The sequence below is a fragment of the Levilactobacillus namurensis genome (genome assembly GCF_032197885.1).
In the GTDB taxonomy this organism is placed as follows: domain Bacteria; phylum Bacillota; class Bacilli; order Lactobacillales; family Lactobacillaceae; genus Levilactobacillus; species Levilactobacillus namurensis_A.
In genome coordinates this window covers 37982-55549 of record NZ_CP134159.1, presented here as the reverse complement: position 1 = coordinate 55549, position 17568 = coordinate 37982, and the positions used below count along the sequence as shown (strand labels likewise).

The following is a 17568-nucleotide window of genomic DNA, read 5'->3' as shown; positions in this document are numbered from 1 at the left end:
TTTGGGTTTAAAATGCAACTCATTTGATGGGACTAGTACTACATTTTAAGGACCCTGTTAGAACCTAATTTCACGCAAAGCAACGTTACTGAAAACGGTGCACAAATTTATCGATCCATACTTCTAGCTCCTCTAGGTCATCCGGTGAGGCCGCCAAAGCTGCCTTCATCGCCACGTATTTCGCATCACTTTCTGCTTGTGTTATATACGTGGTCAGAAAAAAGCTACCATACAAACCACAAGTGATTGCGTAGCCGGTACGTTTTTGCTCCAACGTGATACGGCCAATCCCCGGCCACTCTTCATCCTTAATAATCACACCATCTTCTGTTCCCAGTTGACCAATCGTCTGGCCCTTTTCAGCAGGTATCCATTCCGCCATGACATTCAGCTCCTTTACAACCGATATTAATCACACTAAGTCTAATACGATAGCGTTTTCAAAAAACAGCTGCGCTAATCCAACGTCCCCTACCATTCGGGATAGCCGACCTAAGAGCCTTTAATCAGGAGACCACCCAGTGGCAAGCCCCGCACCAAGAATTGTTTTTCACCAAGTTTAGCTTTATGCTTAATTATGAATGGGCAACACGACTCAATCAGTTGCCTACTAGGACATCCGCCCTAAATCTATTCATCGAAGAAGCGATTAAGATGCACCGATTCACCCCAGCTTTACTGATTACACTGACAACGTTCGGTCTGGCTTTAGCAACACCTGCGCCAACTGCCACCGCTCAAGCGGCGACCTGGCACAAAGGAACCCCGAAGATTATTCGGGGGAAATGGCGCGGAACCACCCATAAGGTCAAGCAGATTCACTACCAAGGCCACGCTGACCTCCTCATCAAGGCCAAGTCCATCACCAATAATCCGGCCCTGCCCCCACGCGACCCAGACTACTCGACCAAGCTACATTATAAGAAGACCGGGAAAAAGACTTACACGATTAAGGGCCGCCAGTACAATAACGCGTCCGCTAAAGGGGTCAAAATTACCTTTAAAATCAAAGTCTACTCTCACCACAAACTCCACTTTAAAATCATGCACGATGGCCGCACCGACAATAACGGCATCTTCCACCGCGCTTAACAGCGACATCATAAAATCCCCCGTAACAACTAGGGCCACTTGGGCTCTGCGCTACGAGGGATTTCGTGATGTTCAGGTTACATCTGAGTTAAACCAATCAGCCCCACGCCGATAATCAGCGCGACAACGCCGACGATTCCGCCGGGCACCGTCAAGCCACCCCAAGCTGGTTTATTGGCCAAGGCACGTAGTTTGAACGTAACGATCGCGAGTCCCGTCAACACAAACCCCACCGCAAAGATTACAATTCCTAGCTGTAACATCGTCATCCCCCACAACTTATTTAGAATGGTCCTATCTTAGCATGTTCACGGTTGTTGACAACTGCAATGCTTCGTATTCTCTAATCCCCCGTGGACTGTTTCACGTGAAACAGCCGCCGAAAACACGACTCTTCCTTCCCCAAACGAAGCCCCGCCGTTGCCAAGTCCCACCATTTTTGCTACACTAATAGCCATTCGTCCGCCTCGGCGGATTCAGGAGATGATCGACGATGGCGCCATTATTCGCTCAGAAAAGGGTTGTTCGGTAAGCGACACTTTTCTGTAATACCTTTCAGAGAAGTGTCTGGTCAAATCTGAAAGGAAAAACAATGTTAGAACCAACCATTAAACCCTATGAGTACAGCTACATCACCCAACAAGTCACGACCCTGGTGAGTGCCTACCTCACCCTCAACGACCAACGGATGCGCCAGATTACGCTGGCCACCACCCTGGAACGGATTATCCCACTACTCCCCGACCAAGACCCCTTGGCCCGCGAGTTTCTACAGGAACTCCAGGCGTTGCCGCCCAAACGCCAAGCAGCGCTAGATCTGCTACAAACCCTCCAGCCGCTGGTGATTCCGTTCGCTCAACTGACGCCGAAACAACTCAGTAAGTTGTTTCGCAAGGTCAAGAAACTACCGCAACCCAACTGGGCGGCGCTGAATCTGCATGAGCTCACCTACTTGGGCTGGAACGACGGGGGCAACCAGAAGAAGTACCTGGTCGCACCCTGGGAGGACCGCCTCATCGGCATCCAAGGTGACTTCGCTCCCCAAACGGTCAAGGGAGTCTGTGCCATCTGCCACACCATCGGTAACGTCTCGTTATTCACGGCCATTACCAAACGTAACGGGGTGACGGGCTATACGCGTCAAGGCAATTACATCTGTCGCGATAGCGCCCAGTGTAACCGCCAATTGACCGACCCCCAGCGGCTCCAGGATTTCTTAACGGTGGTGCGGCCATCTAAGGGCCGGTAAGGACGCCCGGATTCTCGAACCATAAAACTTAACGCAACTAAGGTCCCTTCACGATGACGTCAGTTCATCGTGACGGGACCTTTTTAGCATGGTGGCACTCAAGGTCCCACCACTGTTCCGCCATTCCAAGCCGATCCGTTGACATCTACTCCATTTTGATGTTTAATGGTTTAAACAAACGAACCAAATAACGGAGGAATTCCCATGTCAGATTATGCGACCCTACAAAAAAACTTAAGCGACGTCAGCGGCTTTCTAATCGCCCTGGGTGACGAAAAACGCCAGGCAATCATCATCCGCCTCCTAGAAGACGTCGGTTGCGCGGGACTGCAAGTGCCCCAATTAATGGCTGCCACGCAACTCTCCCGCCCCGCCGTCTCCCACCATTTAAAAGTCCTCCGGGACGCCAAAATCGTGGATTACCGGCGCGAAGGCACCAAGAACTTTTACTACCTCACCCACGTCACCAGCGAAATTGCGAAACTACAGGCCTTTCTAACGGAGGCTCAGGAAATTATGGAACGGGGGACCCTCAAATGACCAAAGTCTTAATCGTCGAAACCAACGTCCAAGTCTATCACGGAACCACCGACCCCACCGGTCTGTGGTTGGGAGAAAGTGCCGAATTCGTGGACGAAATGCAACGCGCGGACATTGCTTGCGACTACGTGAGTCCCCGCGGTGGCTTCGTGCCGCTGGATCCGCGCAGTATGCGCTACACTGATGATGCCATCATGGCCGTTTATCAGGATCCCGACTTCATCGAACGCGGTTTGCGCAACACCCTCAAGCCCGCCGACGTTAATCCTGCCGACTACGCGGCCATCTACTACACCGGTGGTCACGGGGTCATGTGGGACTTCCCCGACAACCCGGAACTCCAAGCCATTGCACGGGCCATTGACGCCCACCAAGGATACCTGGCCTCCGTCTGCCATGGAATTGCGGGCCTGTTGAATGTCCAGGATGCCCAGGGCCGCTACCTGATTGCCGGCAAGACCATTACCGGCTTTACCGCTACCGAAGAACACCTCGCGGGGAAGCGTAAGGTGGTACCGTTCCTCAACCGGGACGTGGCCCGCCAGCACGGGGCCCATTTTAAACAAAAACGCTTTTACACAGACTACGCCGTCCAAGACGGTCGCCTGATTACCGGCCAAAATCCTTTCTCGGTCCGGTCAGTCGCTCGGAAATTAATTAAGGAGCTGAAAAATTAATGCAAACGATTCTAGGCAGTAACGGCCCCATTGGTCACGAACTAGCCGTTGAATTAGCGCGAAACTACACCCAGGATATTCGCCTAGTCAGCCGCCATCCCACCCGCATCAATCCCAACGATGAGCTAGTGGCGGCCGACATGCTTAACGCCGAGGAGACCAACGCGGCAATCGCGGGCAGTGACATCGTCTACTTCACCCTGGGATTACCCATGAATTCAACCATGTGGGAGGAGCAGTTTCCTACCATGTTGGCTAACGTGATGCAGGCCTGCCAGGTGCACCACAGCAAGCTGGTCTTTTTCGACAACACCTACATGTATCCTAAAACGGCGGCAGTACAGACCGAAGACACCCCCTTCGCTCCTGAAGGCCGCAAAGCGACGGTCCGGGCCAAAATGGCCACGATGTTGTTAACCGCCATGGCGCAGAAAACCATTACCGCAGTGATCTGCCGGGCACCGGAATTCTACGGCCCCACCGGCACTAAAAGTATCACCAATACGTTGCTGTTTAAAAACCTGCAGGCCGGAAAGCGGGTCAAAGTGCCCGTCAGTCAACACACCTCCCGGTCACTGATCTGGACGCCCGATGCCAGCCGCGCTATGGCTTTGATTGGTAACACGCCGGACTGTTACGGTCAGACTTGGCACCTGCCCGTCGACCGCAGCCGGACCTACCAAGAACTGTTGCGCCTGGCGGAACAAACTCTCGGCCACCCCATTCAGCACACGGTCATCCCCCTGTGGCAATTTAAATTAGGCGCCCTGGTCAGCACCCAAATGCGGGAACTCGCGGAACTATTGCCACGTTACCAGGTGGACAACCGCTTCAACACCGCTAAGTTCAACCAGCGCTTCCCGGACTTCACCGTGACCACGTTTGAACAGGGAATTCAGACGATTTTGGGGTAGACGCTCATGTCTTCTAAACGAACTAGGGTCCCTTCACGCTCAACCGTGAAGGGACCCTTTGTCAATTTTAGCCGACTAACCGCCGGACGTTCCCGTTGAAGCGCATCTGCCAATGCGGATCTTTCAAGCTGGAGATTCCCACCCCACCGGTATCGGAACTCGGTGAATCGTGTAAGAAGAGATGGTTCCCCAGGTACAACGCCACGTGGCAATTGCGGCCCTCTTCTTTGTCATCAAAGAAGAAGATGTCGCCCCGTTTCATATGACTCGCCTTAATCTTGCGTCCCATATGAATCAACGAATACGTGGTGCAGCTCGACGTCGGGCCTAACCGAACGCCGGACTTCGCGTAGATGTAGTGTACAAACGACGAACAATCGAACCGCCGCGCCCGGATGCTGGCCGCCGTTCGACCGCCACCCCAGGAGTACTTCGACTTCCCCACGAGTTTGGAGCCGGTCTTGACCGCCTTTTCAACCTTCTTAATGTTCCCCACTAACGCCTTGGTATTGAAGGAGAGATACTTTCCCCGAATCCAGTAGGTCTTGCCGTTAGCCGTCAACCGGTAGTACCCGCGACCCGTATTCAACTCGGCCCGCCGATCCACGTGATACCAGTGACCGACCAGTTGCTTGGTACTGGTGCTGCCCGTGACTTTGGCGCCCTTGAGACCCCAAGGCTTGTTATACAGTAGAATGTGCGTGTGATTGACCTTCATGGAATAGTTCAGGGGACCTTGGTACCGAATCCAGTGGTAAAAGGCGTCCCGATTGATCCAGCCCCGTTGCGTCTTAAAGAACGTCCCGTGACCGTTCTTCGCGATACGGGTAACGGTAAACTTCCGCTCATAATCGTGTTTGGCCGAGCTGACCCGCTTCATTGCCGTTTTATAAGGTTGCTTGTAAAAATTGTATTTCGGATGATACAACGTGCGCGTGGCATGATAAGGGCGATTATACGTAAGTTGATCCTTATTCGTGCTGCTCGCCTGTGCCGTGATGCCACCGACTAGTAAGGCCGCACCTAATAAGAAGCCCACGACCGCTTTTCTAAAACCCTGCATAGAAAATCCCTCCAAAACGATAGTTTAGCCGTGTTGTCCGGACACGACCCCTTGGCGTCAATTCGTCCCTTTTCCCTTGCCGTTAAATCACCGACCACAGTTCGTCCCGGGGCTCTGCGCTAACTGGGCTGGACGTGACGACCACTCGTCATTAAAATTTTTGCCGATGGATGATTATCCACGGAAACAATTTAGATGATTTAATCTTATATTATGATACCATTATTAATGGCTATTTGGTTGCGCTTTCTTTTAAGTGAACCGTTTTCTTTAAAGCAAACGGTTTAAAATCTTCACTTGCCAAATACCCATCCCATTATCTACTACTGAATTATTAAGGAGGTCATTTACGTGAACAAGCACCAAGCCCTTACCCTGATTATCCTAGCTACTATGGGTGGTTCTACCTTAGCCGAAGCTCCAGTACAGGCACTAGCCAAATCCACTAAACATGCCTCGAAAGTCACTCACCCTAAACGCTATAAAATTGGGAAGAGAACCTATACTCTTAAGCAGATGCGAACCAAATATCACCTTCACTATCGGAAAACAGTCGAAAAAAAACCTAATGATATCGTCAGTATTTACAATAACTTTGATGGCAAACTGAATTATGCAAACTCTGGAACGTTTAATATGCTCACTGGGAAAAATCACTCGAAATTCTGGAAATCTAAAAAAACAAAGTATTACACGTTCACCAGCATCTACTTTGTTAAAAAGAGTTACCACGGTTTGAAAGGCTACTGGAACTACGAATCACACGCTATCGATGCTAAGACTGGCCACATGTATCACTACAAAAGTATTGGCTCAGCCGGCGGTAAGGCCTGAATGATAAAAAGCATCTGAATAACGCCCGCTGGGACGCTGTTCAGATGCTTTTACAGTTTTGAAGGGGGAGTTAAAGCGACGCTATACTCCAAAATTCTAGCGCTGAATGCCTACGACTTAAACCGCGCTAGTTCATCCAACATGGCACTTCGCCGCGGATACCGCTGTTGCCAATCCTGGATGAGTTGCTGGGCTTGCAGGTCCCCCAAGGGATACCGGGCCATTTCTCGAAGTAAGTCGACAATCTCGCGGTAGTGTTTTCGGGGGCCGGTACTGATTATGGCCTGATCAGCATACTGGGCGTACTTGCGGATAATTTTGGCGGCGTACTGGTTTTTAAGCATGGGCCCGTATTTCTGAAGCCCCGCGATTCCCTTTTCCGCCAGAATCGCCTGGAGCAATTCGGGCTTCAGGTCCTCGTATGCGTATAGTGGCGCCAATTTGGCCGGGTCAGCTTGCGACTGCAGTGCTTGGAAGAGCTTCGTTCGCTGGGCGGGCCACGTTGCTGGAGAAAAGGTTGCTTTGTAGGCCTTAAAGTCGGCTAAATCAGCCACGTGATACTGGGTCACCAGACACCAGAGTTCTTGGCGGTAGTTGGCTGTATCCTGCTGTTTCTGGTAGATTTTAGCCAGGCGCCGGCTGTCTTCGACGACCACGCCGGGCAGGTCGCGGTTAACCCGTTTCCCCTCCTGTAACAAGCTAATGGCTTGTGCCACGCGCTGCTTGCGTAAGCAGAAATCCACGTAATCGTTCCGCACCGTCGAATACTGCTGGTAACGGCGATAGAGGGCTTCGAGCACGGCATCATCCGCCTGCATCGCCGTTAAGGTGTGTGCCCGGTAGAGCACCCACTGGGTCAAGTCCCAATCCGTGGCGTCCGAACTGGCTTCGAAGCGTTGAATCATCGTCGCCGTCAACGCTAACCGGGCTTCGAGGAATTCCTGCTCTGAGAATCCTTGGTCAAAAAGTAACGTGCGAACGTCTTCCTCAATGGCGTTTAAGGGACGCTGAACCTGGGTCGCTAACCAAGTAAAGATCTGTCGTTTGACCGGGAGTAACGACTGCTTAATGACCCGCCGCCACAGATCACTCCCGTTGATTAGAATTTCCATGATTTCACCAGCGGAGTCGTCGATGTCTAAGGTGTCCAGCTTTAAATACAGATGGCTGAGCACGGCAAAAGCAACGTCGTCTTGATGCTCGACCACCAACGTTTCCAAGTCGTCGGCCAGGTAGTTCTGAATCTCGGCTTCGAAGGATTCGGCATCCTGGTAATCAATGAACCCGTTGCGGTCGGCATACGACGCGCAAATGTCGTCGATTTCGGCTTTTTCCTCGGCAACGCTGGTCGTTGAGGACGTCATAAACTTTTTAAATTGGGTCATCAGGGTCCGGTCACTCGCCAAGGTCCGGCTTAAGAACGCCCGGAGCTGGTCCGGTGTGGCCTGGGCCACCAATTGTTGGGCTTGAGCGCTCTGGTCGGGAGAACTGGTTGGCGTTGCGTCATTGGTAGCTTCCGCGGCCATGAGGACGGCCGCCATGTGTTTACAGGACTTGCCTTGTTCGGCATACGGGCAATCGCACGCCATCTCCATTACGCTATCATTCCGCAAAGTTATCGTGACATCATAGCGTTGGGAACCGCGAACTTCCGCGGTAATTTGGGTGGCGGTCTGTCGTAAATTCTGGACGGCCCCATCTAAGTAATACCCGTAGCCCCGATCTAAGATTTGCGGCTCAAACAGATCTGCTAAATCGTCTTCCATGGTGTTTCCCACCTCTCTCATCGGCCCCGCCACTTTGTTTGGGGCCTTTACGTTTAGTTCACTACTCCCTTAAGTTTACCAGATGTGCTGGTGATGGACGCGGTGGTGGTTGAAGATTAATTGGTCCAGTTTATTACTTCATTGCTATCTAGTTTTAATAGATTGTTAGGGTTAACTTCTAAAGAAAATAGCCTCCTGAATTGATTATTACAACCAATTCAGGAGGCTATCCTATTTATATGGTACGATACCTATTTTAAAAACTTGTGATTAGCCGTGATATAGCCACCACTGACACGATAACGTAGTGTCCCATGGCTTGAGTAATCCCAACCCACAACCTTCAACGTTGCTCCGCTAATGATACCATGCTTCTTATGCTGGAGGTTCACATCACGATACAAATTAATCGCATGTTTAGCTTTGATTCGCTTAGGAAGCTTAACCATTCCTGCTTGTACCTGATTCTTATTAGAAGAGATGTAGCTATTATTCATTAGTTGGAAAACTACTGACTTACCGCGATGAATCAACCGCTTAACGCGAAGAACTTTACCCTGATGATAATGTTTCTTAATCTTCCCCACCAGTTTCATCGACTTGTAAGCGTTCAATCCCTTTGCTGAAATTACGGTTAGCTTTTTATAAGTCTTTGTATATTCCGCAGATTGCACATATTTGCTGCTAGCCGTGATATAGCCTGTCTTGTGATAAGTCTTAGACTTCCGATTGATATCCTTTACGTGAAATCTCAGTCGGCCATTCTTAGAGTGAGCCACTCCCAAGACTTCAAACTGTGGCTGATGCATTTGTGGTTGTTTTCTAAATCCGTTCATTCGAACTGATTTTGCAAAATTAGGTTTTCGGTATAGTGCCAATCCCCTAACACCAACAACTTTGGCTGGCACCTTAGATTTTCCATCCCCTGGTTTAGCCGGTTTTGACGAATCTGGGATGACAACATCGACTGGTTTCAACCCCGATTGTGCCTTAATTAAAGTTAAATGAGCTGCTTTCAACTCATCCTTTGTTGCCGTAGCATTACCCGCTAACTCTTTGGCCCGAGTCAACGCCTTTTCAAATTCTGTGAAGCTTCCTGACGTATAATCGCCAGCCTTTAACTTCTCAGCATCCTTAATCGCCGTTTCCAAGGCCGACTTCTCATCAGTTACCTGTTGACTAGGACTAGTCACGTTCGAGTTACCAGAATGACCACCAGAAACTGTAGAATGATTCAAAGCAGAAATTTCCTTAGAATCAATTTGCTTTCCATTTTCATCACGGGTAACTAGCACCATCTTGTTACCATTTACCGACAACGTTAGAAAAGTTTTTTGATCCTTATCAGCTTCCTTTTGGATATAATCCCAAACTTCCGGTTCATTAGGACGAATATCATACGTCTTATCCCCTGTGTGACCAGCAGCAATATACGTGGTTCCGTGTGTCACCTTTTTACCACCGACCAAGGGATAAGTCCGGCCATAAGAATGATCATGTCCGCTAAAGACAATATCGATTCCTAGTTCATCGCAAACCGGTGGTAACATTTTATGGAACATTGATGACTCAGAATCAGCTGGGTTCTTATTGTAAGCCGGTTGATGGGTTGTAACAATCCGCCAGGTCTTATTAGTCGCCTTCATGTCTTTACGTAACCAGTCTAATTCTTGTTGCATCTCATCAACATTGTCTGTCCACCCAATGCTGGCAATGTGCATGTTACCATAATCAACGGAATAAGTTCCTTTAGTGTTAATTTTGGGCCCATTATTTCCGGGAACCCCCAGCATTTCCGTGGCTTTTGTTCCGTCATCTCCCATGTATTCATGGTTTCCTAAGACGTGAATCATATCTAGGGAATCATAAGCGGTATGTTTATTAAACATCTGCGCTGTCATATCAGCTTCTTTAAAAGTCATTTGATTATCGTTAAAGTCTCCGACATGAATAGCAAAATCTGGCAAAGTCTTAGCTGCTTCAAGTTTTGCAAAAACTTCATCCATTGGATGTAATTGCTTAGGAACGTTAACTTGCGTATCTCCCAAGACGTTAAATGTTAAATGATCACTATCTTTAAGAGTCGTAAAATGCCGAACGTCTGACCAATCATGCCCATCCCCAACGCGATATGCATATGCTGTTCCTGGCTTCAATCCCTTAGCATCTACCCGATTCATTTGTACAGCCTTGCTATCATCGCTATACGTATAGAGTCTTGTAAATCCCTTTTGTGTTTTAAACGCCTGTTCTGCACTCTTACGGTACTCTTCATCCGGTGCAATTTGCATCAACGCATCCTTCGGCTTAGCAGCTGGCGCTGTAAACCAAGTAATGGTTTTTCGCGTTGTGGGGTCTTGAGTTGATCCCGCCAACAGGTCAAACGGTTTTTCATCCCCCGCAACTTCGAATACTTGATCTCTAGTGACGAAACTGTACTTTCCATCCTTTTCAGCTACTAAACTAAACTTACCCACCACTTGTGGGAGCTTCTTGGCATCAATTTGGCCTTGTGCATCAGTCGTTCCTAGTTCTGTTTGGGTCCCTTTAGCATCAATCACGGATACTTTAGCATTAACAACTGGCTTCTTCTGCGTATCCATAACGGTAATCATATTAGGCTGGGTCAAAACAATAGGCTGATGTTGAATGGTGTAATCTGCTTGAACTTTAACCGTATGAGGTTCAGATCCAAAAGTATTCACCACATCAGGTCCTGGCGTCTCATTGGGTGTTACCATACCTTGAACCATTTGGTAAGTCAGATTGGTCCCTTTTTCTGTCTCCTTAGGGATATCAATAAAGACCTTAGCAAATGGTTTAGTTTTATCGGTACCGAACTTAGAGACATTAAGCGTAACCGAACTATCAGAAGCGTTATCTTCATGGGTATTACCTGCATCAGGTTCTGCAAATTCTACTTTTCTAACAGTAAATCCAGGCGTCAAACTAAATTTAAATTTACCGGACTTCAGCTTGGTAACATCATCAGCCGTCAAATCAAATTCAGCAGTGCTGCCTAGTTTTGCCGTCGTATCAACTGGCTTTAAATGAATAGCGGATTGATTGCCCGTCTTAACGGTAAAGTAGGCATCTTTATCGGTCCGATTACCAAATTTATCATAAACGGATACCTTAATATGGTGTTTCCCGTCTGCAAATTTATACCCTCGTAACGTCATGGAACCATCTGGGTCAAAAGAGTAATGACTTTTATCGATAGATAAAATTTGACCATCAATCGCAATCTTATTCTTTTCCCAATCCATGCCAGAAGCATTAGGATCATTAGTATCTTCATGCGTTTTAACTGTGATGGTTGGGTTGTTTCCTGTGAACGTCTTTCCATCCGCATCGATACTTTCAATAATTGGCGCCTTAGTGTCATCTTTATTGACACCATAAACGGCTCGAATATTGTCAACAAAGATATGTCCCTTTGTAACCGGCCCACCATTTGGCTGACCCGCTTTGGTGGACATTAACCGAATTGCTTGATTTTCCCATGTTGTTAAAGGCATCGCTGTCTTAGAATCAATCTTTGCCTCAACATACTTCCATCCAAGCCAGTTGATTCCCGGATGCTCAGGGGTAAAGTTCAAATTAAGAAGTCCCTTACCTCCTGGATGAACCTGCATTCTTAACCAGTAGCCTTGTGCTTCAGGTGTTCCATAAACCCACATCCCAATAGCTGTTGGATTCCCTGGAATTTCAACCGAAGTTTTTGGTCCAGTATATGCTCCTAAAGTAGTTGCCTTCCCGCCAGTAGTAAAATCAAAATCCATTCGTAAGGACTGATCACCAAATCGAACCTGACCATCATTAGAATTAGCTAACGATATGTTTGGTTTAGAAGCAATAGCCCTATCTATATCCCAGCTAGCTAAACTGTCTTTATCTTCAAAATTCCAAAGCACTTTAGGTAATTGTCCAAGTTGAATATCAATTCTGGCTTCATGAGTGGTTCCGTGTAACGTAGCCTTAATTGTCCCACTCTTACCACTGATTGACGCTGTGAATTTCCCCTTATCGTCAACGACCCCCATACCATCCGGAACCGTCCAGTCAATATCACTAGCTTTTAAATTAACTTCCCTACCCTGATAACGTGCATGCAGACCGAGATTTTCTGACTTTCCACCTTCTAAACTTAACTGTTTACTATCAAAGAAAATTTCATCTGGTGTCTGAACCGCTACGGTAGAACTGCCAATCACTTTACTACCCTGTCTCAACTCAGCCGTAACGTTCCCCGACTTTCCGTTAGAAATAAAGGTTCCCGTCTTAGCGTCAATCTTTCCTAAAGAATCGTCCTTTAGTGACCAGATCGCATCACTCGGCAAATCGGCTGCATAACCAGCCTTATCTACCCCGTTAGCTTTAAAATGGACAGTAGAATTTGGCGTATAAGCTTGATCCTTAGGCGTTACTTCCGCTCTATCAAACGTGTGATCTGAGGCAGTGCTAGTTTCCACCAGCCACGTATTCGATACAGAACGAGGATGCCCATCCGAAGGCTTATTTTTAATGCTTAAAGCGCTTTGTCCTGGTGTCCGCGAAACATATGTAGCAGAACCACCGCCGTCAAAATTTAACGCATCAACTGCACCCTTGTCTTTCATAGTTTGAGCTAAATCTTGCGGTGTCATTCCATTAGAATAACCTGGTTGTTGACCATCAATCGTTACAAAGAAGACCGATCCATTTTCCCTAATTCCTACGGCGGAACGCGCAGCATCGGGTTTCGTTGGAATACCATCCAGGTTACTTTGGACCTTACCATCCTTAACCAGAATGCCCAAACCACCTAAAGCCTGTTTCAAATTATCCTTTTGTTTAAGGTAATCATCTTGGGTCCCAATAACCGCTTTACCACTGTCCTTTAGAATACCAAAGAAGGCTTCGCCACTATTCTTATTCGCCGCATGTAATTCTTGTCCATCAATCAAAACATTTCCAGAAGGTTCTCCGGTCCCCATATCAAAGAAATCTGCGTTGACCGCCGCAACGACTTGCTTACCTTCCTCAACGGCATCGTTAGCTGTATCTAATACATTAGCCATTTGAAAGCCGGTAGATGTTTTCTTAGTTCTCGGAACTAGGGATGTCGATTTATCCTTAAGATCGACATTAACAGTACGGATAACCGTTCTAGAATTATCTTTATTGTTAAACGTAAGTTTTTCATCGTCGATTCCTGGCGCTAATTGATTAGTGGTCTTATCCAAGGGATGTAAAATTCCCAAATCAGCCATGGAAGATGTCGTACGGGAACTTTTAGTCACTTGAGTTGCTAAAAGTCGCTCCGATTGACCTACCTTGGCATGGGCCACCGGGGTCATTAGTGGGGACAAAACTAATACGGTTGCAATAGCTGCACTAAGTTGTCGTTTTCGTTTCGGCACGATTAAAAAATTCCTTTCTATAGTTCGTTCTTCAACAGTGTCTGGTCATCATTGACTACGGCCACAATCGCTTGCCGTAACAACTAAAATCAGTTTAAAGGATTGAAAACAAAATATGGCCTACTTTACAAAGCTTGTACAGACACTACAGAAGTTTTACATAGCGTTTCATCACCAAAATAAGCATCAACTATATAATTTGTGATCTCCACTCTAGTCACTTCTGAAGACAACTGACCGCTATTCGACTTTTGGGCATTGCCATTTGGACTAAAAGCGACTAAGCTCTTACTAATTATTAGTAACCAAAATACTATTTACCTAAATTCAAGGAGGTTTGTCTCATGGCTCAATCCAACACTGATTCATCCCATACCCAAGACGCGACCAACCCGTACTGCCACGCCGGTATGACCTGCGCCCAGGGCTGCGGCTGCGCTAGCGCCGATGGCATCTGCCACTGTCCGATGATCTCAGACGACAAGTGCGCTTGCAACGGCTATTGCGGCGTCCCAGCGAAGTAACTTGTACTCATTAAAACAGGTCTCAATAAAGTGAACCCCTAAGGTTGGACACCAAATCCAATCTTGGGGGTTTTACTATGTCCAAATTTAATTTAGAGTTTCGAATTAAAGTCGTTACTGAATATCTTGCTGGTACGGGATCTACATCCTTGGCTAAGAAATATGGTGTTAGCGATGATTCAGTCATTCTTGGTTGGATCCATCGGTTTGAACGACGAGGAATCGAAAGCCTAAAGGCGCGCCCGATAACTTCAGAATATTCAAGTCAGTTCAAGGCCGATGTATTAAACTGGAGAAAACAAAATCAGGCTTCGCTTCCAGCCACAGCGTTAGACTTTGACTTATCGTCGTCAAGCACCATTTGGCAGTGGGAAAGACGCTTTCGGGAAGCGGGAATTGTGGGGCTTGAACGAAAACGAGGGAACCCAAAAATTATGGCCAAACATAAACAACGTAACCGAAAAGCAGCGAAGCCACAGAACTCGGCAGAAGAATTGAAACAGTTGAAGTAGGAAAACCAAATGTTAAAGATTGAGAATGAATTCTTAAAAAAACTCGATGCCTTAGCACGGGAGAAATCAAAGCACACGAACTCATCGAACTAGTAGACGAGTTAAGGCAGATGTTTCAAGTTCCCATCAAAATGGTTCTTAAAGTTATTCAAATACCCTGCAGTACGTACTATTATGCCAAGGAACATCGTGGTCATGAATTGGACGACTCTCAAGTTATCCAAGCCATTGATGAAATTCGGCGACAGGATCCAAAGTACACGCGAAAGTATGGATACCGGCGCATAACTGAATCGTTGCGTAATGAATATGGTTTCAAAATCAATCATAAGTGCGTCTTGCGAATCATGCGCGAGAAAAACTGGTTGTGTCAGGCTTATAATTGGCAAAAACGTCAATATAATTCTTACAAAGGCACGGTTGGGGTTATCGCGCCTAACCGGCTTAACCGACGCTTCAAAACTGATCGACCGTACCAAAAGTTAGTTATCGATGTCAGTGAATTCCGATACGGGAATAAAAGCCAAAGCGAACGCGTTTACTTAGAGCTCGTCCTTGACCTCTACAACGGTGAGATTTTAGCATTCACCATTAGTGATCACCCCACCGTTGAATTCGCCTTAAAGCCCTTAAAAGAGGCTTTAGAACACCTACCAACGTTGGGTCATCGAACAACGCCACACTGACCAAGGATTTCAGTACCAGCATCGTCACTGGCGCAATACGCTACGTCTTTCAAAGTATGTCACGTAAGGCCACGTGTCTGGATAACGCCGCCATGGAGTCGTTCCTTCACATCATGAAGGTCGAGGTCATGGATGAACAGTTCAAGACCAAAGACGAGCTGATTCAAGCGATGACCGAATGGATCGACTTCTACAATCGCCGTCCAAAAAGCAGCCTAATAAAGTTGTCCAATTTTAAGGGTTCACTTCAGCCCCGCCAGTTTTTGTCCATAAACATAATCACATCAACAATACCCCTAAAACCCGCTGAAAAAGCGAGTAAGACATAAATACATAAAACAAAACCTATATAAATAATACTAAATACTAACGGAAAAACGGGTCAACTAGTCGCCATCCTCATCACACCAAGCACTTTGTCACCCCGCAATTCTCCCGCAATCCCGCATCACAGAACAAACACCACTGTCCGGCCATGTAAAAAGGGAACGCCCGCTTTGGACGTTCCCTTCGTGTACTCCTTCAAAATTTCAATCATCGTTCAGCTTAGAATCTAAATAATTTGTCATCTTCAGAAAGATACAGAACAATATTATCATCATTATTTAACTTCTCAGGTAACTTATCACTTAATATTGGAAAAATCACCTGTATATCATTTTGCTCTGCCTCTTCACTAATTTTCAGAAGTTGGCCACCGTACATTAATTCTTTTTTATCATACAAAACAAAGTCAAGAACTGGTATCTGCTCATGCCTTGCAAATAATATATATCCAATATCGAAAGCAGCTACCTCTCCTTGTTTTTTTCCACTGCTTGAATTGTTATATGCAAACACATAAAAATCATAGTTTCTTTGACCATTTCTTTCCTTAACCTCAAAAGCTACACCATACTGTTCACCGTATAACTGCTGAGATATGTTTGCGAAATATTTATTGAATTTTGAAAGTTGATTATTTATTTTTACCTTAGTTTCACTCGAAAAGAACGATTGATCCACCTCTTTTAGGTTTTTATTTAATTCTTGAATTCTATTATTTGATTTGTCTATTTGCTCTATTTTTTCTACCGTCTTCCCCTTATCTTCATGCAACACACCTAGCTGTTCTGACAGCTTATCAAGTCTTTTGCTTGCATCAGTACGAGACATAAATTCAGTTAGTTCATCTATGTTTCTCCTTAACTCCCTTAATTCCATATTCTCAGCAGAAATATGCTCTTGTATATTCGGTAAATCTTTTCCGACAAACTTAATCCTTTTTTCTATCATTTTGTTATTATAATTTACAAGTTGTTGAAAGTTCACTTGAAGATTGTCAACATAAGCCTCTGCTTCTTGATACAAAAGTTTTAAATCATCTATATCGATAGTAGATTTGCCACTTTCTATCTGATTCTGAGCATCTCTTATCAAATTAACTCGTAACTGATAATTACTCAATCTATCCTGATGAACTTCAAATTTATACCTCAATCTACTAAGTTCTGTTATTTTTTCTTCATACTTAGGATCAATATTCAAATTACTTCGTTCTTCATTTACCTTTTCTATATCATCTTTAATTTTTTCAAGTTCGAGCTCTAATTGAGATAACGGAGTAGATTCTATACGATTCAAGAACTTCTTTTCTGATTTTAAATTTTCAACAATAGGAGTCCGATCAGGAAGATTTATTCCAAAGAGAAAAAGAAATAGTGTTTCATATTCTGGCTTCTTTGGATAGGTTCCCAGATACTTCAATGTATTATTAATGGCAGGCGAATCAATTCTCATTGATCGTCCAATTATCTGTCTAAAAGTGGGTTTATTTTCTACAGCTATGTCGAATAAGTCATGTCCTATCTCCTTGGGAATATCGCGAGCATCACTAATATCTTTTCCGTTAACTCTTTGAATTTTCCGTTTTCCTAATAAAAAATTACGTTCAATAACATATGACGATTTTCTGAACTCAGTTTTATTTTCATTAGGACTTAATGTTAATCGTATACAGACTTTTCTAGATTCTAACTCTTTTTTCAAGGATTTAATTACTTTTTTAGACTCCGGATCCGTATATATTACAGCCGCACTTTTCCCAAGACAAAAATCAATTAATCTTAGAACAGTAGTTTTACCTACCCCGTTCCCTGTTTTTGTTTTTTCATCATCTTCTATACCTACAGTCTTATCAACAATTAAATTCAATCCTCTATGGAACTTAATCTTTCTAATTACTTCTCCAGAGGAAATAACTTCAAGACAATTAATGAACAAAATGCACTTCCCCCTTTGCGTCCACTTCAACTACCGATATTAAA

General features: G+C 45.8%; 15 protein-coding genes. 9 read left to right on the top strand and 6 right to left on the bottom strand.

The window, feature by feature from the left end; all coding sequences use genetic code 11:
• Positions 1 to 85: 85 nt before the first annotated feature.
• Positions 86 to 382: a hypothetical protein gene (locus tag RIN67_RS00240; RefSeq protein WP_265000187.1), complete on the bottom strand. Its 297-nt coding sequence runs from the start codon at positions 380 to 382 to the stop codon at positions 86 to 88.
• Between the two features lie 272 nt (positions 383 to 654).
• Here RIN67_RS00240 and RIN67_RS00235 point away from each other — a divergent pair, with 272 nt between their 5' ends.
• Positions 655 to 1092, top strand: coding sequence for a hypothetical protein (locus RIN67_RS00235; RefSeq protein ID WP_265000188.1), 438 nt, complete (start codon positions 655 to 657; stop codon positions 1090 to 1092).
• A 77-nt stretch (positions 1093 to 1169) separates the two neighbouring features.
• Here the strand turns inward: RIN67_RS00235 and RIN67_RS00230 are convergent, their stop codons facing one another.
• The gene (locus RIN67_RS00230) at positions 1170 to 1355 is read right to left on the bottom strand and encodes a hypothetical protein (protein ID WP_313826113.1); all 186 of its coding nucleotides are present in this window, start codon (positions 1353 to 1355) and stop codon (positions 1170 to 1172) included.
• A 329-nt stretch (positions 1356 to 1684) separates the two neighbouring features.
• Between RIN67_RS00230 and RIN67_RS00225 the strand changes: the two genes are divergently transcribed.
• From RIN67_RS00225 to RIN67_RS00210, 4 genes are all read left to right on the top strand, one after another.
• Positions 1685 to 2341: a FusB/FusC family EF-G-binding protein gene (locus RIN67_RS00225; RefSeq protein WP_265000189.1), complete on the top strand. Its 657-nt coding sequence runs from the start codon at positions 1685 to 1687 to the stop codon at positions 2339 to 2341.
• A 204-nt stretch (positions 2342 to 2545) separates the two neighbouring features.
• Complete coding sequence (locus tag RIN67_RS00220; RefSeq protein ID WP_265000190.1) at positions 2546 to 2881, top strand: ArsR/SmtB family transcription factor; 336 nt, start codon at positions 2546 to 2548, stop codon at positions 2879 to 2881.
• Complete coding sequence (locus tag RIN67_RS00215) at positions 2878 to 3558, top strand: type 1 glutamine amidotransferase domain-containing protein (RefSeq protein WP_265000191.1); 681 nt, start codon at positions 2878 to 2880, stop codon at positions 3556 to 3558. Before RIN67_RS00220 ends, RIN67_RS00215 begins: the two co-directional genes overlap by 4 nt.
• Complete coding sequence (locus RIN67_RS00210; protein WP_313826114.1) at positions 3558 to 4472, top strand: NAD-dependent epimerase/dehydratase family protein; 915 nt, start codon at positions 3558 to 3560, stop codon at positions 4470 to 4472. Before RIN67_RS00215 ends, RIN67_RS00210 begins: the two co-directional genes overlap by 1 nt.
• A 67-nt stretch (positions 4473 to 4539) precedes the next feature.
• Here RIN67_RS00210 and RIN67_RS00205 read toward each other — a convergent pair whose 3' ends face one another.
• Positions 4540 to 5535, bottom strand: a complete 996-nt coding sequence (locus RIN67_RS00205) for an NlpC/P60 family protein (RefSeq protein ID WP_265000193.1) — start codon at positions 5533 to 5535, stop codon at positions 4540 to 4542.
• Positions 5536 to 5886: 351 nt separating this feature from the next.
• Between RIN67_RS00205 and RIN67_RS00200 the strand changes: the two genes are divergently transcribed.
• Positions 5887 to 6369 (top strand): hypothetical protein, encoded by a 483-nt coding sequence (locus tag RIN67_RS00200; RefSeq protein WP_265000194.1) that lies wholly within the window; start codon positions 5887 to 5889, stop codon positions 6367 to 6369.
• A 110-nt stretch (positions 6370 to 6479) separates the two neighbouring features.
• On the opposite strand, the gene RIN67_RS00195 is transcribed toward RIN67_RS00200, so the two are convergent.
• Together RIN67_RS00195 and RIN67_RS00190 are read right to left on the bottom strand one after the other, a co-directional pair.
• Positions 6480 to 8135: an SWIM zinc finger family protein gene (locus tag RIN67_RS00195; RefSeq protein ID WP_313826115.1), complete on the bottom strand. Its 1656-nt coding sequence runs from the start codon at positions 8133 to 8135 to the stop codon at positions 6480 to 6482.
• A 251-nt stretch (positions 8136 to 8386) separates the two neighbouring features.
• Complete coding sequence (locus RIN67_RS00190) at positions 8387 to 13540, bottom strand: phosphodiester glycosidase family protein (RefSeq protein WP_265000196.1); 5154 nt, start codon at positions 13538 to 13540, stop codon at positions 8387 to 8389.
• Positions 13541 to 14141: 601 nt separating this feature from the next.
• Between RIN67_RS00190 and RIN67_RS00185 the strand changes: the two genes are divergently transcribed.
• From RIN67_RS00185 to RIN67_RS00175, 3 genes are all read left to right on the top strand, one after another.
• Complete coding sequence (locus tag RIN67_RS00185) at positions 14142 to 14576, top strand: helix-turn-helix domain-containing protein (protein ID WP_265000197.1); 435 nt, start codon at positions 14142 to 14144, stop codon at positions 14574 to 14576.
• A 110-nt stretch (positions 14577 to 14686) separates the two neighbouring features.
• The gene (locus RIN67_RS00180) at positions 14687 to 15262 is read left to right on the top strand and encodes an IS3 family transposase (RefSeq protein ID WP_265000198.1); all 576 of its coding nucleotides are present in this window, start codon (positions 14687 to 14689) and stop codon (positions 15260 to 15262) included.
• Between the two features lie 56 nt (positions 15263 to 15318).
• Positions 15319 to 15591, top strand: coding sequence for an integrase core domain-containing protein (locus tag RIN67_RS00175; protein WP_313872930.1), 273 nt, complete (start codon positions 15319 to 15321; stop codon positions 15589 to 15591).
• A 217-nt stretch (positions 15592 to 15808) separates the two neighbouring features.
• On the opposite strand, the gene RIN67_RS00170 is transcribed toward RIN67_RS00175, so the two are convergent.
• The gene (locus tag RIN67_RS00170; protein WP_313826117.1) at positions 15809 to 17524 is read right to left on the bottom strand and encodes a DUF2326 domain-containing protein; all 1716 of its coding nucleotides are present in this window, start codon (positions 17522 to 17524) and stop codon (positions 15809 to 15811) included.
• Between the last annotated feature and the right edge of the window lie 44 nt (positions 17525 to 17568).

Excerpts from the sequence above, each read along its gene's own strand:
- RIN67_RS00235 (WP_265000188.1), top strand. The coding sequence starts at position 655 with ATGCACCGATTCACCCCAGCTTTACTGATTACACTGACAACGTTCGGT.
- RIN67_RS00195 (WP_313826115.1), bottom strand. The coding sequence starts at position 8,135 with ATGGAAGACGATTTAGCAGATCTGTTTGAGCCGCAAATCTTAGATCGG.
- RIN67_RS00220 (WP_265000190.1), top strand. The coding sequence starts at position 2,546 with ATGTCAGATTATGCGACCCTACAAAAAAACTTAAGCGACGTCAGCGGC.
- RIN67_RS00240 (WP_265000187.1), bottom strand. The coding sequence starts at position 382 with ATGGCGGAATGGATACCTGCTGAAAAGGGCCAGACGATTGGTCAACTG.
- RIN67_RS00205 (WP_265000193.1), bottom strand. The coding sequence starts at position 5,535 with ATGCAGGGTTTTAGAAAAGCGGTCGTGGGCTTCTTATTAGGTGCGGCC.
- RIN67_RS00230 (WP_313826113.1), bottom strand. The coding sequence starts at position 1,355 with ATGTTACAGCTAGGAATTGTAATCTTTGCGGTGGGGTTTGTGTTGACG.
- RIN67_RS00215 (WP_265000191.1), top strand. The coding sequence starts at position 2,878 with ATGACCAAAGTCTTAATCGTCGAAACCAACGTCCAAGTCTATCACGGA.
- RIN67_RS00185 (WP_265000197.1), top strand. The coding sequence starts at position 14,142 with ATGTCCAAATTTAATTTAGAGTTTCGAATTAAAGTCGTTACTGAATAT.
- RIN67_RS00180 (WP_265000198.1), top strand. The coding sequence starts at position 14,687 with ATGTTTCAAGTTCCCATCAAAATGGTTCTTAAAGTTATTCAAATACCC.
- RIN67_RS00210 (WP_313826114.1), top strand. The coding sequence starts at position 3,558 with ATGCAAACGATTCTAGGCAGTAACGGCCCCATTGGTCACGAACTAGCC.
- RIN67_RS00175 (WP_313872930.1), top strand. The coding sequence starts at position 15,319 with ATGTCACGTAAGGCCACGTGTCTGGATAACGCCGCCATGGAGTCGTTC.
- RIN67_RS00225 (WP_265000189.1), top strand. The coding sequence starts at position 1,685 with ATGTTAGAACCAACCATTAAACCCTATGAGTACAGCTACATCACCCAA.